Genomic DNA, 23,024 nt, shown 5'->3' with positions numbered 1-23,024 from the left:
ACCCCCGCCGCCCGCAACGCCCGCGCCAGCCCGAACCCCGTCGGGCCGGCTTCATACGTCGCCGCCACCGGGCCCGGCAACCCCGTCACCCACGCCACGACCTCCTCGACGCTCGCGCCCAGACGACGCTGCGTCAACTCGCCCGAGACTTCGTCGATCGCGGCCGCGACCACGCTCCGCGCGTGCACATCCAATCCAACACTCGTACGCTCGATAACCACTGGGGCCTCCCTCACATATGTGGCACTACGAGCCAGACACACCCGGCCCGCAACCCACGGTCTATGCGATCGGGAGGCCCCAGCTCAATACCCCATAGCGTCTAGACCGGTCTGCTGGACCAGCCTGCTAGACCAGCCTGCTAGAACAGGTCGTGTTCGGCGAGCTGGTCGGCCAGGCTCGAACCGTCCGGCCCGTAGACCCAGGGCGCGCCAGGACGCGCCTGGGCGGCATCCCTGGACCGGCCGCCGGCGAGCACCGCTTCGCTGGGGGAGAGCCGGCGGATCGCGACCGCGGCGACGCTCGCCGGGAAGTCACGCTGGAATTCGCTGTAGATGGCCTCGTCGTGCTGGCCGTCATCGCCGATCAGGATCCAGCGGATGTCGGGGAACTCCTGGGCCAGTCGGCGCAGGTTGGCCCGCTTGTGGTCTCGGCCGCTGCGGAACCAGCGGTCGTGCGTGGGCCCCCAGTCGGTGAGCAGGAGCGCACCCGCCGGATACATGTTCCGCGAGAGGAAGCGGGTCAGCGTCGGGGCGACATTCCAGGCCCCGGTCGAGAGATAGATGACCGGGGCGCCCTCGTGCGCCGCCACGAGGCGGTCGAGAAACACGGCCATGCCCGGCGTGGGAACCCGGGCGTGCTCGTCGAGCACGAACGTGTTCCAGGCCGCCAGGAGAGGGCGAGGCAGGGTCGTCACCATGACGGTGTCGTCGACGTCGGAGATGATTCCGAGGCGCACCGCGGGTGCGACGATGAACAAGGGCGCCTCGACCGGCGCCGAGTCATCCGTGTGCAACCGGGCCACGTGCCAGCCCGGCGCGAGCCGGGCCTCGACGACGGTGTCGACCACGCCGCCCCGGTCGGCCTGCACCCGGTGGGTTCCCCCGCCGATCTCGATCGTCACGGTCACGTCGTTGACGGGCACGCTGGTGAAGCTGCGCCAGCCGCGGATGCCCGAATCCCGTCCGTCGGTGCGGCGCCGGGGTTGCTTCGCCTGGCTCTCGGGATCAACGGGTTTGGCCAGGAGCACACGACAGAGGATGCGCACCCGCTCGGTCGTCCCGTAGCCGGCATAGGGGATGATGATCGGCCGGTAGCCGCGGTTGCGCGCGTACCGCTCCCGCACGTCGTGCAGCCAGTCCTCGGCGCGGGCAGCCCTGTGCATGATGCTCGCTGGGGCGGTCATGCTCGGCGTTTCGGGGGACTCTGGCACCTACCCAGTCTGTCATGCGCGCCGCAACACGAAGCCACAGTCGGTAACCCGTAGGATATGACGAGTCGTCGAGGAGGAAACGTGTCACTTAATGACATCATCGGGGAGGGATCAGCCGGCCAGGGCCAGCAGATCCGCACCGAACCCATGCAGCAGCGCAGTGCAGCCCGACTGTCTGCCCTGCTCGACGCCGCCGCAGCAGTGGTCGACGAGGTCGGCTTCGACCGGATCACGACCGCGATGGTCGCCGAACGGGCCGGCGCCTCGATCGGCACCGTGTACCGCTATTACCCCGACCGGGTTGCCGTGCTGCACGCGCTGCGCGAGCGCGCCGTGCTGCGTTTCCGTCAGCGTTTCGTCGAGGAGATGAAGCTCACCCGTCCGGAAACCTGGTGGGATGCCGTCGATTGCGCCGTCACCGCGTTCGTAGGGCTCTACCGGTCAGAGGCTGGTTTCCGCATCCTGCACTTCGCCGACCGGGAGCGCACGGCGGAGGTCGACTCGGACGACGTCGAATCGGGCTTCTTCGCCCGCCGCCTCGCGGGCATCCTCGCCGAGGAGTTCGGCCTGCCGGCCGGGCCCGACCTGAACTTCCGGCTGGAAATGACCGTCGAAATGGCCGACGCACTGCTGTCGCGCGCCTTCGCCTCCGACCTGCAGGGCGACGAGCGGATCATCGCCGAATGCCGTCGGATCATGCACGACTACCTCGTGGGCTACTACGGGCCGAGCGTCGGCTCGAAAGCCCCGGTCCTCTCCCACCACTCCTGAGGCGTGCCCGCGCGCCGGGCCCGGCGGGAATCCGTTTCTGTGCTGCCAATCCGATTTGAGAGCGACTTACGAATACAGTGTGGTTGGGTTCGCCGCGCGCTGACCCGGTCCCCGCGAGGAATGAGCCACGTCCATGATCGAGTTCCGCTCGGTAAGCAAGCAGTTCCCCGACGGCACCCTGGCCGTCGATGACTTCAGCCTCGTGCTGCCCTCCCACAAGACCACCGTCCTGGTCGGCTCCTCCGGCTCGGGAAAGACCACCCTGCTGCGGATGATCAACCGCATGGTCGATCCCACCGGCGGCGCCATCGAGATCGACGGGGTCGACATCGCCGGCCTGGAGCCGGTCAAGCTGCGCCGCAGCATCGGCTACGTGATGCAGAATTCGGGGCTGCTCCCGCACCGCACCGTCGTCGACAACGTCGCCACCGTGCCGCTGCTGCGCGGCGTGCCGAAGAAGCGGGCGAGAGCGGATGCCCTGGCCCTGCTCGACACGGTCGGCCTGGAACGTTCCCTGGCGGACCGCTACCCGAGCCAGCTTTCCGGCGGGCAGCAGCAGCGCGTCGGCGTGGCGCGGGGCCTCGCCGTGAACCCCAACATCCTGCTCATGGACGAGCCCTTCGGTGCCGTCGACCCGATCGTGCGTGCCGAACTCCAGCAGGAACTCATCCGGTTGCAGCGAGAGCTCGGCAAGACCGTGGTCTTCGTCACCCACGATGTGGAGGAGGCGTTCCTGCTCGGCGACCAGGTCGTCATCCTGCGCCAGGGCGGGCGGGTCGCGCAAGTCGGCTCCCCGACGGAGATCCTGGCGAGCCCGGCCGACGACTTCGTAGCCAGCTTCGTCGGCGCCGATCGGGGCAAGCGCGCCCTGCACCTGGAGAGCCAAGGCGGCCGCGACATCCTCGTCGACAGCGAGGGTCGGCTGGCCGGGGTGCTCACCGGCGGGTCACGTCCCGGCGAGGCCGACCCGGTTCCGGGTTCGGGTGCTTCGGCGCAGGGTGGGGATTCCCGGTGACCTGGATCTGGTCGAACCTCGACTTCATCTGGGACCGCACCCTTGATCACCTCGTGCTCAGCGTGCCGCCGATCATCCTGAGCTTCCTGATCGCGCTCCCGATCGGGTGGCTGGCGCACAGATTCCGCCTGGGCCGCGGCTTCATCCTGATCTCGGTGGGTCTGCTCTACGCCATCCCCTCGCTGCCGCTGTTCGTGGTTCTGCCGGCGATCGTCGGCACCAGCGGCCGGGACCCGCTCAACCTGGTCATCGCACTCACGATTTACGGCGTCGCCCTGATGGTGCGGGTGGTCGCCGACGGCCTGGCCTCGGTCGACCCCGATGTGCGCCTGTCGGCCACCGCCGTGGGCTTCTCCGGCTGGGCCCTGTTCTGGCAGGTGCAGCTGCCGCTGGCCGGGCCGGTGCTCCTCGCGGGCCTCCGTGTTGTGGCCGTGAGCACGGTGAGCCTGGCGACGGTCGGCGCGGTGATCGGGGTGCAGAGTCTCGGCAGCCTGTTTACCGACGGCTTCCAGCGCGGGATCGAAGCCGAGATCGTGGCCGGGATCGTGTGCACCGTCCTGCTCGCCCTGGCCTTCGATGGGGCGCTCGTCGCGCTGGGGCGCTTGCTGATGCCGTGGTCGCGCCCGGCACGTCCGACGCGCTCGTCGGCCCCGTTAACCCCCGGGCCGAAAGCCCTGGGCGCGGCCGTTCACGGCGGAGAGGCGGCCAAATGACTCTCTTCCTGGACGCGCTGAACTGGATCTTCGACCCGGCCAACTACGTGGGGGACGGCTCCATCCCCTCGCGCCTGCTCGAGCACCTGGTCTTCACCTTCGTCACCCTCCTGATGGCGTCGATGCTCGCCCTTCCGCTCGGCTTCCTGATTGGCCACACCGGACGCGGCCGGGGCCTGGCGGTGGCGGTGTCCGGCGGGCTGCGGGCCCTGCCGACGCTCGGCCTGCTCACCCTGGTGGCGCTGTGGGTCGGTATCGGACTCGAGGCACCGTATGTGGCGCTGACCGTGCTGGCCATTCCGCCGGTGCTGGCCGGCGCGTATACCGGATTCGAGGCGATCGACCGGGCCACCATCGACGCCGCGCGCTCGGTGGGCATGTCCGAGTGGCAGATCGTGCGCAAGGTGGAAATCCCCCTGGGGCTGCCGCTGCTGATCGGCGGTCTTCGCTCGGGAACGCTGCAGGTCGTCGCCACGGCCACCCTGGCCGCCTACGTCGCGGACTTCGGGCTCGGTCGCTTCCTGTTCTCCGGACTGAAGACCCGCGACTACGCCGAGATGCTGGGCGGCTCGATCCTCGTGATCCTGCTGGCCCTGGTCCTGGAGGGTATTTTCTCGGTCATCCACAGAGTCATCCTGCCGCGCGGCGTTGCCGCGGGTCGGCCCACAGAAGTCCGGGCCGGGTCAGTCAGACCTCGCCCGGGGATGGAATCCACCATCGCGAAAGGAAGAAAATAGATGTTCACAGTAAAAAGAGGCCGGCTCGCGCTAGTCAGTGCGGCCTGGGTTGGGGCCGTCGTAGCCCTCGCAGGGTGTGCGTCCGGCGACCCGCTGGACAGCGGGTCGGATAAGGCGTCCGGCGACAAGTTGATTGTCGGATCGCAGGACTACTACTCGAACGAGATCATCGCCGAGATCTACGCCCAGGCGCTCGAGGCCAACGACATCGCCGTCGACCGGGACTTTCGCATCGGCCAGCGCGAGGTCTACCTTCCCGACATCGAGGCGGGCAAGATCGACGTGTTCCCCGAGTACACCGGAAGCCTGCTGCAGGCCCTCGACAAGAACGCGGCCGGGGGCACGAGCGACGAGACCTACGCAACCCTCCAGGAAGCCCTGCCCGAGGGTCTCCGCGTGCTCGACAAAGCCGATGCCTCCGACCAGAACTCCTGGACCGTCACCCAGGCGTTCGCCGACAAGTACAAGCTGACCGACATCGAATCCCTGAAGAACGTCACCGAACCGATCGTCGTGGGCGGCAACGCCGAGCTCGAGACCCGGCCCTACGGACCGACGGCGCTCAAGGAGAAGTACGGCATCGAAACCGCCGGCTTCAAGCCGATCGAGGATGGCGGAGGCCCGCTCACCGTCAAGGCCCTCGTCGACGGTGACATCCAGATCACCAACATCTACACGGCCAGCCCGAACATCAAGTCGGACAAGCTCGTTGCCCTGGCCGACCCGGACGGGCTCTTCTTCGCCGACAACGTCGTGCCGGTGGTCTCCGACAGGGTCACCGACAAGGCCGAGAAGGTTCTCAATACGGTCAGCGCGGCCCTGTCCGCCGAGGACCTGGTGAGCCTGAACGCCCAGAGCTTCAACGACCAGAAGAAGGCCGAAGACATCGCTGCCGCCTGGCTCAAGCAGGCAAAACTGTTCTAGCCACTTCCCACGAATTCGACGGATATTCTCGCCCGCAGGCCGGTTTCCCGGGCCTCGACGCCGGGCCGTGTTGGAGCAGATGGCCGACGCTATCGCTCACACCATGATGACGTTTGGGGAGACCACCTCCGCCGTCAACGGCACGACCAAGGGCGACGGGTCCGGAACCGTGGATCTCGAATTCAAGGGCAGCAAGGCAGTCAAGTAAGCCGGTGCAGCGTCCGACGCGGTGGCAGGGGGAGGTCGCCTTCGGGCGGTCCCCCTTCCTGCCCCGGGGCAAGGGCCTGGTCGTCGGCGAGCATCTCGACGAGCAGCGCGACCGCTCTCTCTGCCGGTTGGCGATCGGGAACCAGGCCGGGGCCCTGCGCCAGGCCCGATCGCGCGGCGGACGAGGGGAGGGCCGGACAGATCTCCGAGTCGCTCGCTGTCTCCTAGGCTGGGGTCGTGACCGGGTCAATCCAGCGTGCGGTGTTGCCCCGATGGTGGGACCCCGCGCGCGCCTTCGTCGCCCTCTATGAGAGCAGTCCGTACGCCTTCTGGCTGGACGCCGGCGAGGGCGCCGAGACCGGCGTCAGCTACCTGGCGGAGGCCGCCCCGGGTTCCCGGTTCGTGACCGCCTCCGTTCCGGACGGGACCGTCACTGTCACCGTGGTGGGCGCCCCGGATCCGTCCGTGGAGCCGGCGCCGGCGATCACGTCGCCGGAAACGATCTTCGAGTTCCTCCGCGAGGACCTCGCGCGCCGCGCCGCCCTGGACGACACGACGGAACAGGGTTTCCGCCTGGGCTGGGTCGGCTGGCTCGGCTATGAGCTCGGGGCGCAGACGGTCGGGACGCCCGTGCACGTGTCCCGGTACCCGGATGCCGCCCTGCTGGAGGTCAACCGCGCCCTCGTCTTCGACCACGCGGCCCGCACGGTCACTGCCCTCATCCACGTGCCCTCCTGGAGCGCCGAGAAGGGCACGGTGGACGGCACGGGGAGCGCGGAGGACTGGGCGCGGGCGGTCAGCGCGACCCTGCGTGCGTCGCCGGAGCCGGTGCCGGCCGATGCCGCTCGGCCGGTGCCGGTCGATGCCGCGCGGCCGGTGGCGCACTGGCGACACGACGCGGAACGCTACGCGGAGTTGATCCTCCGCTGCCAGGCGTCCATCCGCGAGGGCGACGCCTACCAGCTCTGCCTGACCAACGAGATCAGGATCGACGCGCGGCCGGACCCGGTCGTGGCCTACCTCGCCCTGCGCGCCGGGAGTCCCAGCCACCACGGCGGCCTGCTGCGCTTCGGCGCCACCGCCCTGCTCAGCGCCTCGCCGGAGCAGTTCCTGGCCGTCACCCGCGACGGCCTGGTCACCACGAAGCCGATCAAGGGCACCAGCCCGCGCGGGGGCACCGCCGCGCTCGACGACGAGCTGCGCGCCGGACTCGAATCGAGCGAGAAGGAGCGCGCCGAAAACCTGATGATCGTCGACCTCATGCGCAACGACCTCGGCCGGATCGCCGAGCTGGGTTCGGTCACCGTCTCCAGCCTGCTCGCCGTGGAGAGCTACGCGCACGTGCACCAGCTGGTCAGCACCGTTGAGGCCCGGCTCGCCCCCGGCCTGTCCTCGGTGGACGCGGTCGCCGCCTGTTTTCCCGCCGGGTCGATGACCGGCGCCCCGAAAATCAGCGCCATGACCATCCTCGACGACCTCGAGGATGGCCCGCGCGGCATTTATGCCGGCGCGTTCGGCTACGTCGGGCTGGACGGCGCGGTGGACCTGGCCATGGTCATCCGCAGCATCGTGCTCGACGGCGACGGAGCATCCATCGGCACGGGCGGGGGAATCACGGCCCTGTCCGTTCCGGCCTCCGAGATCGAGGAGACCCGGATCAAGGCCGCTGCCCTGCTCGACGCCCTCGGCGCCGGCACCGCACCCACGCGACGCCGCCACCCCGGGAGTGAGTAACCTAGAACCTGGCCCAGCCGTCGGCGGATGCCGGCGAGCCGCACGTCCCCAACACCGCACCGAATGAGAGCCACGTGGCACACGAGCAGCACACCGCACCGACCGGCGCCGAGAGCGGCCGCGAGACCGACGAAGACCTCTATGACTTCGCGGCCATCCAGGCGAAGTGGCAGCCGGTCTGGGAGGAACGGAAGCCCTTCCGCACGAGCGACCCCGACGACACCCGCCCGCGCAAGTACGTGCTCGACATGTTCCCCTACCCCTCCGGTGACCTGCACATGGGCCACGCCGAGGTGTACGCGCTGGGCGACATCGTCGCCCGGTACTGGCGCCAGCAGGGATTCAACGTGCTGCACCCGATCGGCTGGGACTCCTTCGGCCTGCCGGCCGAGAACGCCGCCATCAAGCGCGGCATCGACCCCCGGGCGTGGACCTACGACAACATCGCCCAGCAGAAGAAGAGCATGAAGCTCTACGCGGCATCCTTCGACTGGGAGCGCGAGCTGCACACCAGCGACCCCGAGTATTACAAGTGGAACCAGTGGCTGTTCCTGCAGCTCTACAAGAAGGGCCTCGCCTACCGCAAGGACAGCTGGGTGAACTGGGACCCGGTGGACCAGACCGTGCTCGCCAACGAGCAGGTCCTGCCGGACGGCACGTCCGAGCGCAGCGGCGCCGTTGTCGTGAAGAAGAAGCTCACCCAGTGGTACTTCAAGATCACCGACTACGCCGACCGGCTGCTCGACGACCTCAACCAGCTCGAAGGCAGCTGGCCGGCCAAGGTGATCACCATGCAGCGCAACTGGATCGGCCGGTCGATCGGCGCCGACGTCGACTTCGTGATCGAGGGCCGTGACACCCCGATCAGCGTCTTCACGACCCGCCCCGACACCCTGTTCGGCGCCACCTTCATGGTCGTCGCCCCGGACTCCGACCTGGGCGCCGAGCTCGCCGCCGGCGCTTCGCCCGCCGTTCAGGAAGCCTTCCAGGGCTACCTCACCCGGGTGCAGAACAGCACCGAGATCGAGCGCCAGAGCACCGACCGGGAGAAGACCGGCGTGTTCCTCGAACGCTACGCGATCAACCCCGCCAACGGGGAGCGCCTGCCCATCTGGGCGGCCGACTACGTGCTCGCGGACTACGGGCACGGCGCGGTCATGGCCGTCCCCGCCCACGACCAGCGCGACCTGGACTTCGCCCGCGCCTTCGACCTGCCCGTGCGGGTCGTCGTCGACACCACCGCCCCGGTCACCGGCACGATCCCGGTGATCACCGAGGCCATGCTCGACGGCAGCGAGGAACTCCCGCCTTTGGACCCGGCGGCCACGGGCATCGCGCTGACCGGGGAGGGCCGCCTGATCAACTCCGGCGCGCTCAACGGGCTGAGCAAGAACAACGCCGTCAAGCGGATGATCGAACAGCTCACCAGCGACGGCACCGGCCGGACGGCGAAGAACTATCGCATCCGCGACTGGCTGATCTCGCGCCAGCGCTACTGGGGCACCCCGATCCCGATCATCCATGGCGAGGACGGCTCCGAGATCCCGGTCCCGGAGGACCAGCTTCCCGTCCTCCTGCCCTCCAGCGAGGGCCTGGACCTCACGCCCAAGGGCACCTCGCCGCTCGGCGGGGCGACGGACTGGGTCAACGTGCCCAACCCGATCGACGGCACTCCCGCCCGCCGCGACGCGGACACGATGGACACCTTCGTCGACAGCTCCTGGTACTTCCTGCGCTTCCTGAACCCCAACGACGACACCCAGGCCTTCGACCCGAAGGAAGCCGAGAAGTGGGCGCCGGTCGACCAGTACGTCGGCGGCGTCGAGCACGCCATCCTGCACCTGCTGTACGCGCGCTTCATCACCAAGGTGCTCTTCGACCTGGGTCACGTCACCTTCACCGAACCGTTCACGTCGCTGCTGAACCAGGGCATGGTCGTGCTGGACGGCGCCAAGATGTCCAAGAGCAAGGGCAACCTCGTCTACTTCACCGAGGAGGTTGAGCGGCACGGCGTCGACGCCGTGCGCCTGACCATGGCCTTCGCCGGCCCGCCCGAGGACGACATCGACTGGGCGGATGTCTCGCCGGTTGGTTCGGCCAAGTTCCTCGCCCGCGCGTGGCGCATGGCCAGGGACGTCACGAGCACGCCCGGCATCGAGTGGAAGACGGGCGACCAGGCCCTGCGTCGGGTGACTCACCGGTTCCTCGCCGACGCCCCATCGCTCATCGAGGCGTTCAAGTTCAACGTCGTCGTCGCCCGCCTGATGGAGCTCGTGAACGCCACCCGCAAGGTGATCGACACGGGCGCCGGGGGCGGGGATGCCGCGGTCCGCGAGGCGGCCGAGACGACCGCGATGGCGCTGAACCTGTTCTCGCCGTACACGGCGGAGGACATGTGGGAGCGCCTCGGCTACGAGCCGTGCGTCGCCCTGGCCCAGTGGCGCAAGGCCGACCCGACGCTTCTCGTGGCGGAAGCGGTCACCGCCGTCGTGCAGGTCGACGGCAAGGTGCGCGACCGCCTCGAGGTGTCGCCGAAGATCACGAGTACGGACCTGGAGAAGCTGGCCCGCGAGTCGGCCGCCATCATCCGCTCGGTGGGCGACCGCGAGATCGTGAACGTGATCGTGCGCGCCCCGCGCCTGGTCAGCATCGTCACGAAGCCCTGACCTCCCCGCGAAACCGCAGTTGTGCCATTTATGAAGGGCGTTTAGCGCGCACAACTGCGGTTTCGCGGGTGGGGAGGAGACCTCCACAGGCGGCGGCGGGGGAGATTGCGCACGGGTTGGGGCCGGCGCGGGAGCGGAGCCGGGGCGCGGCCTAGCCTTCCGGCATGGAGTCCGACGAGGCGAGTGATGCCCTCGCACGCCTCGCCCCGTCGGCGCGTGCCCCGGAACGCGCGCGCCGCCGCATCGGGGTGGGCGCCGCGGTTGTGCTGTTGATTGTCGCGCTGGTGACCGCCGTCGTCGTGTCCGCGTTCGGGCAGCCGCCGGGGCAGGTCGTCGTGCCCGTCGGCAGCGGCCCGGGAACCGGGTCGTCCGGAGGCGACAACGAGGGGTCCGGCGTTCCCACGTCCCCCTCGGCAGACAGCGGCGGCATCCTGTTCGTTCACGTACTCGGCGCGGTTCGGCGGCCCGGTCTCTTCGAAGTCCGAGACGGGGCGCGGGTGATCGACGTCGTCGCGGCCGCCGGTGGCCTCCTGGCCACGGCCGACCCGGCCGGCGTCAACCTGGCCAGGCTCGTGGGCGACGGGGAGCAGCTCTACATTCCGAAGCTCGGCGAAACGCAACCCGGTACCCCGCCGGGCGGGTCCGGCGGCGCGGCCCACGCCGCCGGCGGGAAGGTCAGCCTCAACTCCGCGAGCGCTTCGGAACTCGACACCCTCCCGCGGATCGGGCCGCTGATGGCCCAGCGCATCATCGACTACCGGGAGGCCAACGGCCCGTTCGCCGCCGTCGAAGACCTCCGCAATGTGACCGGAATCGGCGACAAGACCTTCGACGGCCTGAAGGCGCTGGTCACGCCGTGACGGCCGACCTGCGCCTGGCCGCCCCGGCCGCAGCCTGCTGGCTCACTGCCGGGGTGCTCTGCGCCGCTCCGGGGCAGGTGGCTGCGGCGGCTGGTCTGCTCTGGCTGGGGTCGGTGGCGGCCATCGGGATCGGCCTCGTCGATCGTTGGCCTCGGCGGTCGCGGTCCCAGAAAGGGTCTCAGCTTCGGGGGCGATGGCGAGCCCCGGCGCCAGCCCCGGGCCGCCCGGGTTGGCGCGCCCTGTGGGGTACGCTCGGCGTCACCTTCGCCGCCGCCGCGCTCGTCGCCACGGTCATCGCCGCCACCGCGTCCGCGCGGCTCCCGGGCGAGGTGAGGTCGGCCGCTGAACGGCACGCGATCGTCACCGGCACCGTCACGATCGGCACGATGGCCGCCGAGACGCAATCGTTCCAGGGGTTCAGCGGCTTCTCCAGTCGGGTCCGGTTCCGCGGCACCCTCACCGAGCTGCGGCTGGACGGCCGGACCGTGCCGGTGTCCGTTCCCGTGGTGGTGTTCGCCGAATCCACTGCTTCCGCTTCGCGCGCGCTGGAGATCGGTTCCTCCGTGCGGCTGACCGGCACGGTTCAGGTCGCCCAACCGGGGGATGCCGCGGCGGTTCTCTTCTTCGGACGCGGCCCACCGGAGGCCGGCACGGGTCCGCCGTGGTGGCTCGGGTGGGCCGGGGAGCTCCGGCACGGGTTCTCCGATGCGGCCTCCCGGCTGCCCGGCGACGGCGGCGACCTGCTGCCCGGCCTCGCCATCGGCGACACCACAGCGGTGAGCGACGAGCTGGACGGCGAGATGAAGACGAGTTCGCTGAACCACCTCACCGCCGTCTCCGGGGCGAACTGCGCGGTCGTGATCGCGTCGATCATGCTGCTCGGCGGGGCTCTCCGCCTGCGCCGAGGCGTGCGGATCGCCCTGTCCCTGGCGGTGCTCGTGGGTTTTGTGACGCTCGTGACGCCCGAGCCGAGCGTGCTCCGGGCCGGGGTGATGGCATCCGTCGTGCTGCTCTCGATCGGCATCGGGAGGCCCGGCGGCGGGATGCCGGCCCTCGCCCTGGTCGTGATCGTGCTGCTGGCCGGCGACCCGTGGCTGTCCCGCAACTACGGCTTCGCGCTGTCGGTGCTCGCGACGGCGGGCCTGCTGGTCCTCGCCGGTCCCGTGACCCGGGCGCTGTCCCGCTGGATGCCCACCGGCCTCGCCGCCCTCATCTCGATCCCGCTCGCCGCTCAACTCGCCTGCCAGCCCGTACTCGTGCTGCTGAGCCCCAGCCTCCCGCTCTACGGGGTGCCGGCGAACCTGCTGGCGGCCCCGGCCGCGCCCCTGGCGACGGTCGTGGGACTCCTCGGCTGCCTGCTGCTGCCGTGGGCTCCTGGGCTCGCCGGGACCCTCCTGGGCGCGGCCTGGCTGCCGTCGGCGTGGATCGCCGCGGTTGCTCGAACTACGGCAGCCCTGCCGGGAAGCCGGCTGCCGTGGCCCGGCGGGGCCGTCGGCCTCACCGGCATCGTGCTCGTCACGCTTCTCGTCCTGATCCTCGTCTTCCGGCAGGCGGGAGCGCGCGGCGCGCGGCGGCGGACCGCGGCGCTGGCCCTGCTGCTGGCCTCGCTCGGCGCATATTCCGGGTCGCTCATCGGCACCGGGGTCGGGCGGGCCGCCGCCTTCCCCGACGACTGGCAGATCGCAGCCTGCGACATCGGCCAGGGTGATGCCGTGGTCGTGCGCGACGGGGACCGGTACGCGCTCATCGACGTCGGACCGGACCCGAAACCGCTCGCCGCCTGCCTCCGCACCCTCGGCATCGACCGGATCGACCTGCTCGTGCTCACCCACTACGACATGGACCACATCGGCGGGATCGACGCCGTGCTCGGCCGGGTGGACACCGCCCTGGTCGGGATCCCCGAGAACGACCAGGACCGGCGCCTGCACGACCGGCTCGCCGAGGGCGGCGCGCTGCTGCGGCAGTCTGCCCGGGGCGACAGCGGGGCCCTCGGCGGGCTGCGTTGGGAGATCCTCTGGCCGGTCAGGGGCTCACCGGTGATGCAGGTCGGCAACCCGGGAAGTGTGACGATCGGCTTCGACGGGCGCGGCATCCGGTCGCTGTTCCTCGGAGACCTGGGCGAGGAGGCGCAGGACGCCATGTCGCGCGCGTCCAGGCCGGCGGCACTGGATGTCGTGAAGGTCGCCCACCACGGTTCGGCCGACCAGAGCCCGGAGCTGTACGCCCGCCTCCGCGCCACGGTCGGGCTGATCGGGGTCGGCGCGGACAACGGCTACGGGCACCCGACGGATGCGCTGCTGGACATGCTCTCCGGAGTCGGAACGACCGCCTTCCGCACCGACCGGCAGGGGATGCTCGTGGTTGCGCCGGCCGCCCAGCGCGGCGGCGCGCTCACCGTGTGGACCGAGAAGGTGCCGCCCCGGGCGAGTGGGAGCCCGGGCGCGCGCGACAGCCGGCGCGCGGGCCCGTCACCGGCCCCGGCTAGGCTGGAACGAGCAATCGAAGGGAACCGCGTGGCCGCTCGCACCACCGCACCACGGGCACTGAAGCCGGCCCAGAAGTCGGCCTCGAAGTCGACGCCGAAGACCGCGGCTATCCCGCAGCTGGCCTGGCACCAGGTGCGTCCGGCGCCGGTCCTGCTGGTCTCCGGCACCGAATCATTCCTGGCCGAACGCGCCATCCGGCAGCTCCGGGACTTCCTGAAGCTCGAGGACCCCGAGCTCGAGGTCAGCGACGTGCAGGCCGACAGCTACGCGCCCGGCGAAATTCTGACCCTGGCCAGCCCCTCGCTGTTCGGGGAGCCTCGCCTGATCCGGGTGCGCTCCGTCGAGAAGTGCACCGACGCGTTCCTCACCGAGGCCCTCGACTACCTGCAGAACCCGGCCGAAGACACCTACCTGGTGCTGCGGCACGGCGGGGGAGTGCGCGGCAAGAAGCTCCTCGACACGATCCGCAGCGGCGTCGGCGGCGGCATCGAAATCGTCTGCGCCGAACTCAAGAAGGACACCGACAAGCACGACTTCGCCTCGGCCGAATTCAAGACCGCGGGCAAACGCGTGACCGCCAGCGCCCTGCGCGCCCTCGTTTCGGCGTTCTCGGATGACCTCGCCGAGCTGTCGGCCGCCTGCCAGCAGCTGATCTCCGATTCGAGTGCGGAGGTCACCGAGGTCACCGTCGATCGCTACTACGGCGGCCGGGTCGAGGCCAACGCGTTCAAGGTGGCCGACTCGGCCATCGCCGGGCGCCACGGGGAGGCGCTGGTCACGCTCCGGCATGCGCTGTCCTCCGGGGCAGATCCGGTGCCCATCGTCGCCGCCTTCGCCATGAAGATCCGCACGATGGCCAAGCTGTTCGGAGTCCGGGGCGGTTCCGGCCAGCTCGCCTCCCAGTTCGGACTCGCGCCCTGGCAGGTGGAGCGTGCCCAGCGGGACCTCCGCGGCTGGAGCGACGAGGGCCTGGCCCGCTGCATCACCATGCTCGCCGAGACGGATGCGAACGTGAAGGGCGGCGGTCGCGACCCCGTGTTCGCGCTCGAGCGCCTCATCGGCGTGATCGCGCGGCGCGGCGAAGACTGACCGGCGGGGCCGCTGCTCGCCGACGTCGCCGGTTCCGGTCGAGACCGCCCGGTGCACCGGGGCAACTCGACCGGAACCGTTCGACTAGGCGGAACCGTTCGACTAGGCGGAACCGTTCGACTAGGCGGAACCGTGCAACCAGGCGACGAACGCAAAAAAAGTCCCCGCCGGCGAGGGCGGGGACTTATGAACCGAGGGCCGAAGCCCCGGTCGGAGACTACTTGAGGGCGGAAACCGACTTCGCGAGCGCGGACTTCTTGTTCGCGGCCTGGTTGCTGTGGATGACGCCCTTGCTGACGGCCTTGTCGAGCTTCTTCGAAGCGACGGCGAGGCTGGCGACGGCCTTGTCCTTGTCACCGGAGGTGATCGCGGCGCGCGCGATGCGGATAGCGGTCTTGAACTCGCTCTTGACCGCCTTGTTGCGCTCCTGGGACTTCTTGTTGGTGAGGATGCGCTTGATCTGCGACTTGATGTTTGCCACGTTTGCACGCTTTCGTTTAGATTCTTTTACGGACATGCCACTCAGCGGTAGAGGGCGCTTCGCGGCGAAAATCGTGTGGGGTGGGACCCAACACGCAAGCCAACAGGAAACGATACCAGCTATTGGCCCGGCCCGACAATCGGCCCCGGCTCCCCACCCGGCTCCCCGCCCGCTTCCTCGGCCGGGAAGCCCGCCGACAGCTCGGCGGCCACCCGGCGGAGCACCGCGGTGAAGCGCTGCGGTTGCGCGAGGCTCACCAGGTGGGTCGCGCCCGGCACGATCACGAGGCGTCCACGACGGCAGGCCGCGAGGAAGCGCCGTTCGTTCAGGCGGAACTGGTCCAGAGCCCCATTCACCAACCACACCGGCCCCGGGTAGGCGGCCAGGCTCGCCAGCGGCCGGAGAGTCCCGGTGGCGCGCAGCCCGGCATCCATGACGTCCAGGGCCACGCCCCCGGCGAGCACGTCGTGCGCACCCTGGCGGGGAACCAGGGCGCGCACCATCGTCGTGTGCAGCCAGAGCCCGCGGTCGGGCAGCAGGCGGATGCCCCTGGCCAGGCCGCGGTATGCCGCCAGTCCCGGTCCTCCCGGCACCGTGGAGCAGCCGGCCGCCACGAGCCCGGCCACCCGCTCGGGGTGCGCGCCGGCGTAGGCGATCGCGTAGTAGCCGCCGAGCGACAGGCCGACGAGCATCACCCGGCCGCCGAGTGCGGTCACGCCGGTATCGATCTCGCGGAGCGCGCCCTCCACTGTGAACTCCTCGCCGAGCAGCGCGCCGTGGCCCGGCAGGTCGATCGCGAGCACGGAGTGCCCGTCGTCTCGGAGCCGCTCCACCTGCTGCCGCCACATCGAGGCCGAGGTGCGGATGCCGTGCACGAGCAGGATCGGGATGGCGGCCATCAGCTGTTCCTGATGGTTCCGGCGGCCCGGGCCGCTGCCACGGCCGAGGTGCGCGAGCCGACCCCGAGTTTGGCGAAGATGTGCGCGAGGTGGGACTTGACCGTGGCCTCGCTGAGGAACAGGTCCTGGCCGATCTGGCGGTTCGATCGCCCGGCCGCGACGAGCGTGAGCACCTCGGCCTCCCGCAGCGACAGCCGGGTCTCCGGCACCCGGGCGCGGGTGTCCAGTCGCGAGGCGACGGCGGGCGCGAGCGCGCTCTCCCCGGCCGCCGCAGCGCGGACGGCCGCGATGAGCTCGGCCGGCGGGGCGTCCTTGAGCAGGTAGCCGCTGGCCCCGGCCTCGATTGCGCCCAGGATGTCGGCATCCGTGTCGTAGTTGGTCAGGACGAGCACGCGAGGCGCTCCCGGGCGCGAACGCACGGCCCGGGTCGCCTCCGCTCCCTGCAGCGCTCCGGTGAACTGCAGGTCCATCAGCACCACGTCGACGCCGCCCGCCGCGGCGAGCGCGACCGCGTCCTCCGCGCTGCCGGCCTCCGCCGCGACGTCCATGTCTGCCTCGGCCGAGAACAGGGCGCGCAGGCCAGCGCGCACCACCGGGTGGTCGTCGGCCAGGAGGAGGCGGATCACGCCGCACCCTCGCCCAGCGGGAAGGTCACGGCGACCGCTGTCCCGCGCCCCGGGCGCGACTCCACCACGAACGTTCCGCCGAGCTGCTCCACCCGCTGCCGGATGGCGACCAGCCCGAACGACTCGGTGCGGAGCCCGGGCGTGGGCTCCGTCGCGGTGAAGCCCCGCCCGTTGTCGACGACATCGAGCGTGACCTCGTCGCTCATGTAGCTGAGGGTGACCTCGGCGCGGGTCGCCGCCGCGTGCTGGACCACATTGGCCAGCGAGCCCTGGGCGATCCGCAGCAGGGTGGCTTCGAGCCGCATGGGCAGCTCGACCGGCTCCCCGGTGACGTGCAGGCTCACCGCCGTCGCCTCCCTGCTCCCGGCGGCCTCGCGGGTCACGGTGTCGGCCAGGCGGGCGAGGGCGCCGGGGAGGGTCTGGGTGTCCAGGGCCGGGGGAGTGAGCTCGCGGATGAACCGGCGTGTCTCCTGCAGATTCGCGGCCGCGGTGTCCCGGGCGAGGCGCAGGTGCTCGAGCGCCGCGGCATCCGTCACCGTGCGCTCGGCGGCATGGATCAGCAGCTGGATGCTGGACAGGCCCTGGGCGAGCGTGTCGTGGATCTCGCGGGCGAGCCGTCCGCGCTCGGCCAGGATGCCCGCCTGGCGTTCGGTCGCGGCGAGGTCGGCCTGGGCGCCCCGAAGCTCACCGATCAGGGCCTGGCGTTCGGCGGCCTCGCGCAGCAGAGCCCGGTAGCCCAGCCCGATCGCGACGGCCACGCCGGCGCCGACCAGCGGCCCGAGCGCGGCCCCCACGCTGAAACCGAGGTTGCGGCTGAGCGCCCACACCGCCAGCAGCACGCTGACCAGGACGAGCGGCACGCCCCAGCGGAGGGGGAGCACGTGGAGCTGGAGGAAGAACAGCGGGAAGACGATGTACGCGGCGTCCTGGGCCAGGAGGGTGAGACCGAGCCACTCCACGAGCAGCAGGCCCAGCCAGACCGGGATGATCCACCGTTCCCGGCGCGTGCGGGCGAGGTAGCTGCCGCCGAAGTAGCTGCCGAGGAACACGGCCGCCAGGCCGACGATCAGAGCTGGGTCGGGCCAGGCGCCGAACAGGGCGCGCACCACGACCAGGGCGGTCAGCGCGGCGATCAGCAGGTGGAGTCCCATTCGCAGCCCGGTGAACACCGGGGTGAGCGCCGACAAAGGCAGGCCGCCGCCGATGCTGGCGGACGGCAGGGTGGCGACAGGGCCTGGGGCGACTGGGCCCGGGGCGGCAGGGCTGGACATTGCGCCCAGCCTAACCAGAGCGGATGCTCCCGGGCATCCATCGAAGGGATGACCGTCGGGAGTGGCTAGGGTCGAGTCATGACTTCACCGCTGAATTCCGCCCGCGTGATCGCCCTCGTCAACGCCCGGGTCGTCCCGGTCGCCGGCGACCCGATCGAACGGGGCACCGTGCTGATCGAGGACGGACTGATCTCCGCGGTCGGCGCCGACCTGTCCATCCCGGGCGGCGCCGTCATCATCGACGCGGCCGGCAAGTGGGTGTTGCCCGGCTTCATCGAGGCGCACGGCCATGTCGGCATCGACGAGGAGGCCAACGGCTGGGCCGGCAACGACACCAACGAGATGACCGACCCCAACACGGCCGGCGTGCGTGCCATCGACGCGATCAACATCGACGATGAGGGATTCCGGGACGCCCTGGCCGGGGGAGTCACGACGATCGTGGTGAAGCCGGGCTCCGGCAACCCGATCGGCGGGCAGACGGTCGCGATCAAGAGCTGGGGCGGCCGCACCGTCGACGAGCAGGTCATCAGCGAGTCGGTCAGCGTCAAGTCCGCCCTCGGCGAGAACCCCAAGCGGGTCTACGGCGACAAGAAGCAGACCCCGAGCACCCGGTTGGGCGTGAGCCTGATCATCCGCCGGGCCTTCGTCGAGGCCCGCAACTACGCCGAGGCGCGTGACGCCGCCGCGGAGAAGAACGAACCCTTCACCCGTGACCTCGGCAAGGAGGCCCTGGCCCGGGTGCTCTCCGGTGAGCTCGCCTGGGACCAGCACGTGCACCGCCACGACGACATCGCCACCGCACTCCGCCTGGCCGACGAGTTCGGCTACCGCCTGGTGATCAACCACGGCACCGAGGGGCACAAGCTCGCCGACGTGCTCGCCGAGCGCGACATCCCGGTGATCTTCGGGCCGCTGTTCACCTCCCGCACCAAGGTCGAGCTCCGCGACCGCGCGATCGGCAACCTCGTCGCGCTTGCCGCGGCCGGGGTGCGGGTGGCCATCACCACCGACCACCCCGTCGTCCCGATCAATTTCCTCGTGCACCAGGCGTCGTTCGCCGTCAAGGAGGGCCTGTCGGCGCGGGTTGCGCTCGAGGCCCTCACGGTGAACCCGGCCGCGATGATGCGCCTGCAGGACCGCGTCGGTTCGCTCACGCCGGGCCTCGACGCGGATGTCGTGGTCTGGTCGGGCGACCCGCTCGACATCAACTCCCGCGCCGAACTCGTGCTCATCTCCGGGGTCGAGGTCTACCGCTGGTCCGACGGCGCCGGACGTGTCGTCGAGCGCAGCGAACGGCTCGCTGTGCGCGGGTAGACCTGCGGCGCCGCTGAGCATGAAAGAATTGGGGCACCATGTCACCCAGAGCTCTCAAGGCGCTTGAACCGTCCGCCACCCCGCCGGCGTTCATCCGTAACTTCTGCATCATTGCCCACATCGACCACGGTAAGTCGACCCTGGCCGACCGGATGCTGCAGATCACCGGGGTCGTCGACGAGCGTTCCATGCGGGCGCAGTACCTCGACCGGATGGACATCGAGCGCGAGCGCGGCATCACGATCAAGAGCCAGGCCGTGCGGATGCCGTGGGAGCTCGAGGGCCAGACCTACGCGCTGAACATGATCGACACGCCCGGCCACGTCGACTTCACCTACGAGGTCTCCCGCAGCCTCGCCGCCTGCGAGGGCGCGATCCTGCTCGTCGACGCGGCCCAGGGCATCGAGGCGCAGACCCTCGCGAACCTCTACCTCGCCCTCGAGAACGACCTCACCATCATTCCGGTGCTGAACAAGATCGACCTGCCGGCGGCCGACCCCGACAAATACGCGAAGGAGCTGGCCAGCCTCATCGGCGGCAGCCCCGACGACGTGCTGCGGGTGTCCGGCAAGACCGGCGTGGGCGTGAGCGAACTGCTCGACCGGGCCACCCGGCTCATCCCGGCCCCGGTCGGAAACCCGGATGCCCCCACCCGCGCGATGATCTTCGACTCGGTCTACGACAGCTACCGCGGCGTGGTCACCTACGTGCGCATGATCGACGGCAAGCTGGGCCCGCGCGAGAAAATCCAGATGATGTCCACCCGCGCCACCCACGAGATCCTCGAGATCGGCGTCAGCTCGCCCGAGCCGACCCAGAGCCAGGGACTCGGCGTCGGAGAGGTCGGCTATCTGATCACGGGCGTGAAGGACGTGCGCCAGTCCAAGGTCGGCGACACGGTCACCACCGCGGTGAAGCCGGCGACGGTCGCCCTGCCCGGCTACACCGAGCCCAAGCCGATGGTCTTCTCCGGGCTGTACCCGATCGACGGCAGCGACTACCCGGCCCTGCGCGAAGCGCTCGACAAGCTCAAGCTCTCCGACGCGTCCCTCGTCTACGAGCCGGAGACATCCGTGGCCCTCGGCTTCGGTTTCCGCTGCGGCTTCCTCGGCCTGCTCCACCTCGAGATCATCACCGAACGCCTCGACCGGGAGTTCGGCCTCGACCTGATCACGACCGCGCCCAGCGTGATCTACGAGGTCACCACCGACGACAAGAAGACGGTCACGGTGACGAACCCGAGCGAATTCCCGAACGGGAAGATCGCGAAGGTCGAGGAGCCAGTCGTCAAGGCGGCCATCCTGGCGCCCAAGGACTACGTCGGCGTGATCATGGAACTCTGCCAGAGCCGCCGCGGCACCCTCCTCGGCATGGACTACCTCGGCGAGGACCGGGTCGAGATCCGCTACACCATGCCCCTCGGCGAGATCGTGTTCGACTTCTTCGACAACCTCAAGAGCCGCACGGCCGGCTACGGCTCGCTCGACTACGAGCCGATCGGCTCGCAGGAAGCAGACCTGGTCAAGGTGGACATCCTGCTCCAGGGCGAGCAGGTCGACGCGTTCAGCGCGATCGTGCACCGCGACAAGGCCTACGAGTACGGCGTGCTGATGACCGGGCGGTTGCGGAAGCTCATTCCGCGGCAGCAGTTCGACGTGCCGATCCAGGCCGCGATCGGCGCCCGGATCATCGCCCGCGAGAGCATCAGCGCCATCCGCAAGGACGTGCTGGCCAAGTGCTACGGCGGCGACATCTCCCGCAAGCGCAAGCTCCTCGAGAAGCAGAAAGAGGGCAAGAAGCGCATGAAGATGGTCGGCCGGGTCGAGGTGCCGCAGGAGGCATTCATCGCGGCGCTCTCCGGCGACGAACCGCCCAAGAAAGAGAAGAAGTAGCCGGATGCGCCGGGAAACCTTCACCGACGCCGCCGTCACCTACGGGGCCATCGGCGGCACCCTCGCGCCCGACCTGCTCCGCTACCCGCCCCAGGGGCACCGGCCGCAGGAGCGCAGCGTGCGGCTCGGCAGCGGCGAAGAGCGCTTCCGCCTGGCCTCGCGGTCGCTGATGACCTGGGGTGTGCAGCGCGGCAGCGGCATGAGCGTCACCGACCTGGAAAGCGGAACCGGGGTGCAGTACTCCGGCCTCCGGTTCAACGCCGACGGCACCGCTGCGGCCGACCAGAACGGATCGGACAACGAAGAGACCTTCTCGGACGACGGCACGCCCTACATCATCAACGGCATGACGGCCCGGCTCAGGGTTCCCTTCGGTCCGTTCACCGTGACGGCGCCGGTGCGCGTGGTCTACGTGATCGACGAGGTCGACCGGGTCGGCTTCGCCTACGGCACGATGAAGGGCCACCCGGAAAGCGGCGAGGAATCCTTCGTCGTCGCCCGGCACGAGGACGACTCCGTCTGGCTGACGGTCAGGGCCTTCTCCCGCCCGAGCACCTGGTACTACCGCCTGGTCTGGCCGATCCTGCGGATGCAGCAGGCGCGGTTCACCCGGAGCTACCTCCGGGCCCTGCACCCCGCCGGCGCGGCGTAGGCGCCGATGGCCGGTCCTCAGCCCCTCGGAGACCCTGCCCCGGCGGACGGCCTGCTGCCCGCCGGGGCGGCGGTCGGCGCGCCGGAGCGCGACTTCGGCGTCTACCTGCACGTGCCGTTCTGCCGCGTGCGCTGCGGCTACTGCGACTTCAACACGTACACGGCGACCGAGCTGCGCGGCGTCAAGCAGAGCGACTACGCGAGCCAGGCCGTCCTCGAGGTCGAGGCGGCGGGCCGCATCCTGACAGACTCCGGGCTGCCGGCCCGCGAGGCCTCGACCGTCTTCTTCGGCGGCGGCACCCCGACGCTGCTGCCGGCCGAGCACCTGGCCCGGATGCTTGCGTCGGTGAGGTCCGTCTGGGGCATCGCCGCGGGCGCCGAGGTCACCACGGAGGCGAACCCCGACTCCGTCGACGAGGCCTACCTGGCCCACCTTGCCGGCGCCGGCTTCACCCGGGTTTCGTTCGGCATGCAATCGGCCGTGCCGCGCGTGCTGGCCACCCTCGAACGCACCCACGACCCCGAGCGGGTGCCGCTCGTCGTGCGCTGGGCCAGGGACGCCGGGCTCGACGTCAGCCTCGACCTCATCTACGGCACGCCGGGGGAGACCCTCGCCGACTGGCGAGCCAGCCTGGAGCACGCGATTGCACAGGCCCCCGACCACCTGAGCGCGTACTCGCTGATCGTCGAGGAGGGCACCAAGCTCGCCCGGCAGATCCGGCGCGGGGAACTCGTCCAGCCCGACGAAGACCTGCAGGCGGACTTCTACGAGCTGGCCGACGAACTGCTCGCCGCCGCCGGGTACTCCTGGTACGAGGTGAGCAACTGGGCCACGGACGACGCCCACCGTTCCCGCCACAATCTCGCCTACTGGCGCAGCCAGGACTGGTGGGGCGTCGGTCCCGGCGCACACAGCCACATGGGCGGCGTGCGCTGGTGGAACGTCAAGCACCCGGCCGCCTACGCGGACCGGGTGCTCTCCGGGCTCTCGCCTGCGGCCGGCCGGGAGACGCTCGACGACGCGACCCGGGAGGTTGAGCGGGTGCTGCTGCGGAGCCGCATCCGGGAGGGCATTGCGGTCGCGTCGCTGTCGCCGCAGGGACGCCATGAGGTCGCCGGGCTGATCGCCGACGGGCTGATCGACGGCGCGGCGGCGATCGGCGGCTCGATCGAACTGACCCTCCGGGGCCGGCTGCTGGCGGACGCGGTCGTCCGGCGCCTGACCGACTGACCGCGCCGGCAGTCGATCC

At 70.3% G+C, this 23,024-nt stretch carries 19 protein-coding genes and 2 pseudogenes; 15 read left to right on the top strand and 6 right to left on the bottom strand.

The annotated features are described in order from the left end of the window. Both BLQ39_RS13150 and BLQ39_RS13145 read right to left on the bottom strand, forming a co-directional pair. Positions 1 to 221, bottom strand: a pseudogene (locus tag BLQ39_RS13150) (IS110 family RNA-guided transposase); the annotation flags it as partial. A gap of 140 nt (positions 222 to 361) precedes the next feature. After that, positions 362 to 1,405 (bottom strand): App1 family protein phosphatidate phosphatase, encoded by a 1,044-nt coding sequence (locus BLQ39_RS13145; protein ID WP_422386359.1) that lies wholly within the window; start codon positions 1,403 to 1,405, stop codon positions 362 to 364. Between the two features lie 108 nt (positions 1,406 to 1,513). Between BLQ39_RS13145 and BLQ39_RS13140 the strand changes: the two genes are divergently transcribed. The 11 genes and pseudogenes from BLQ39_RS13140 to holA all read left to right on the top strand — a co-directional run bounded on the left by BLQ39_RS13140 (position 1,514) and on the right by holA (position 14,637). Then, complete coding sequence (locus BLQ39_RS13140; RefSeq protein WP_092324586.1) at positions 1,514 to 2,203, top strand: TetR/AcrR family transcriptional regulator; 690 nt, start codon at positions 1,514 to 1,516, stop codon at positions 2,201 to 2,203. Positions 2,204 to 2,336: 133 nt separating this feature from the next. Further along, complete coding sequence (locus BLQ39_RS13135) at positions 2,337 to 3,218, top strand: ABC transporter ATP-binding protein (RefSeq protein ID WP_092324585.1); 882 nt, start codon at positions 2,337 to 2,339, stop codon at positions 3,216 to 3,218. Continuing rightward, positions 3,215 to 3,931, top strand: coding sequence for an ABC transporter permease (locus BLQ39_RS13130; protein WP_092324583.1), 717 nt, complete (start codon positions 3,215 to 3,217; stop codon positions 3,929 to 3,931). The genes BLQ39_RS13135 and BLQ39_RS13130 overlap by 4 nt, the downstream gene beginning before the upstream one ends. Further along, positions 3,928 to 4,668, top strand: coding sequence for an ABC transporter permease (locus BLQ39_RS13125; RefSeq protein WP_092324581.1), 741 nt, complete (start codon positions 3,928 to 3,930; stop codon positions 4,666 to 4,668). Before BLQ39_RS13130 ends, BLQ39_RS13125 begins: the two co-directional genes overlap by 4 nt. Then, positions 4,669 to 5,592 carry an ABC transporter substrate-binding protein gene (locus BLQ39_RS13120; protein WP_092324580.1) on the top strand — a complete coding sequence of 308 codons (924 nt, stop codon included), beginning with the start codon at positions 4,669 to 4,671 and terminating at the stop codon, positions 5,590 to 5,592. A 79-nt stretch (positions 5,593 to 5,671) separates the two neighbouring features. Then, entirely contained in the window at positions 5,672 to 5,800 is a 129-nt protein-coding gene (locus BLQ39_RS16200) for a hypothetical protein (RefSeq protein ID WP_256332763.1), read from the top strand. A gap of 236 nt (positions 5,801 to 6,036) precedes the next feature. Beyond that, positions 6,037 to 7,533, top strand: coding sequence for an anthranilate synthase component I family protein (locus BLQ39_RS13115; protein WP_092324578.1), 1,497 nt, complete (start codon positions 6,037 to 6,039; stop codon positions 7,531 to 7,533). A gap of 74 nt (positions 7,534 to 7,607) precedes the next feature. Continuing rightward, positions 7,608 to 10,199 carry a leucine--tRNA ligase gene (leuS, locus tag BLQ39_RS13110; RefSeq protein WP_092324577.1) on the top strand — a complete coding sequence of 864 codons (2,592 nt, stop codon included), beginning with the start codon at positions 7,608 to 7,610 and terminating at the stop codon, positions 10,197 to 10,199. 164 nt (positions 10,200 to 10,363) lie between these two features. Continuing rightward, complete coding sequence (locus BLQ39_RS13105) at positions 10,364 to 11,059, top strand: helix-hairpin-helix domain-containing protein (RefSeq protein ID WP_092324575.1); 696 nt, start codon at positions 10,364 to 10,366, stop codon at positions 11,057 to 11,059. A gap of 386 nt (positions 11,060 to 11,445) precedes the next feature. Beyond that, positions 11,446 to 13,257, top strand: a pseudogene (locus tag BLQ39_RS16195) (ComEC/Rec2 family competence protein); the annotation flags it as partial. Positions 13,258 to 13,575: 318 nt separating this feature from the next. Next, on the top strand, positions 13,576 to 14,637 hold the full coding sequence (holA, locus tag BLQ39_RS16190) for a DNA polymerase III subunit delta (protein ID WP_422386358.1): 1,062 nt from the start codon (positions 13,576 to 13,578) through the stop codon (positions 14,635 to 14,637). 217 nt (positions 14,638 to 14,854) lie between these two features. Here holA and rpsT read toward each other — a convergent pair whose 3' ends face one another. The 4 genes from rpsT to BLQ39_RS13080 form a co-directional block, all read right to left on the bottom strand. After that, a complete protein-coding gene (gene rpsT / locus BLQ39_RS13095) occupies positions 14,855 to 15,118 on the bottom strand; it encodes a 30S ribosomal protein S20 (protein WP_092324572.1) in 264 nt (87 codons plus the stop codon). 119 nt (positions 15,119 to 15,237) lie between these two features. Then, positions 15,238 to 16,017, bottom strand: coding sequence for an alpha/beta fold hydrolase (locus BLQ39_RS13090; protein ID WP_241982896.1), 780 nt, complete (start codon positions 16,015 to 16,017; stop codon positions 15,238 to 15,240). Beyond that, positions 16,017 to 16,643: a response regulator gene (locus BLQ39_RS13085; protein WP_092324571.1), complete on the bottom strand. Its 627-nt coding sequence runs from the start codon at positions 16,641 to 16,643 to the stop codon at positions 16,017 to 16,019. The genes BLQ39_RS13090 and BLQ39_RS13085 overlap by 1 nt, the downstream gene beginning before the upstream one ends. Further along, a complete protein-coding gene (locus BLQ39_RS13080; RefSeq protein ID WP_092324569.1) occupies positions 16,640 to 17,914 on the bottom strand; it encodes a sensor histidine kinase in 1,275 nt (424 codons plus the stop codon). The genes BLQ39_RS13085 and BLQ39_RS13080 overlap by 4 nt, the downstream gene beginning before the upstream one ends. A 78-nt stretch (positions 17,915 to 17,992) precedes the next feature. On the opposite strand from BLQ39_RS13080, the gene BLQ39_RS13075 reads away from it, so the two are divergent. The 4 genes from BLQ39_RS13075 to hemW are packed head-to-tail and all read left to right on the top strand — an operon-like array spanning position 17,993 to position 23,005. Then, positions 17,993 to 19,231, top strand: coding sequence for an amidohydrolase (locus BLQ39_RS13075; protein WP_092324567.1), 1,239 nt, complete (start codon positions 17,993 to 17,995; stop codon positions 19,229 to 19,231). Positions 19,232 to 19,269: 38 nt separating this feature from the next. Further along, on the top strand, positions 19,270 to 21,123 hold the full coding sequence (gene lepA / locus BLQ39_RS13070; RefSeq protein WP_092324566.1) for a translation elongation factor 4: 1,854 nt from the start codon (positions 19,270 to 19,272) through the stop codon (positions 21,121 to 21,123). Positions 21,124 to 21,127: 4 nt separating this feature from the next. Then, positions 21,128 to 21,775, top strand: a complete 648-nt coding sequence (locus tag BLQ39_RS13065; RefSeq protein WP_092324564.1) for a DUF1990 domain-containing protein — start codon at positions 21,128 to 21,130, stop codon at positions 21,773 to 21,775. Positions 21,776 to 21,781: 6 nt separating this feature from the next. Further along, positions 21,782 to 23,005 (top strand): radical SAM family heme chaperone HemW, encoded by a 1,224-nt coding sequence (hemW, locus tag BLQ39_RS13060; RefSeq protein ID WP_092324563.1) that lies wholly within the window; start codon positions 21,782 to 21,784, stop codon positions 23,003 to 23,005. Positions 23,006 to 23,024 lie beyond the last annotated feature (19 nt).

This window comes from Cryobacterium psychrotolerans (assembly GCF_900101115.1).
Taxonomy (GTDB): Bacteria; Actinomycetota; Actinomycetes; order Actinomycetales; family Microbacteriaceae; genus Cryobacterium; species Cryobacterium psychrotolerans.
This window is presented reverse-complemented; position numbering and strand designations above follow the sequence as displayed.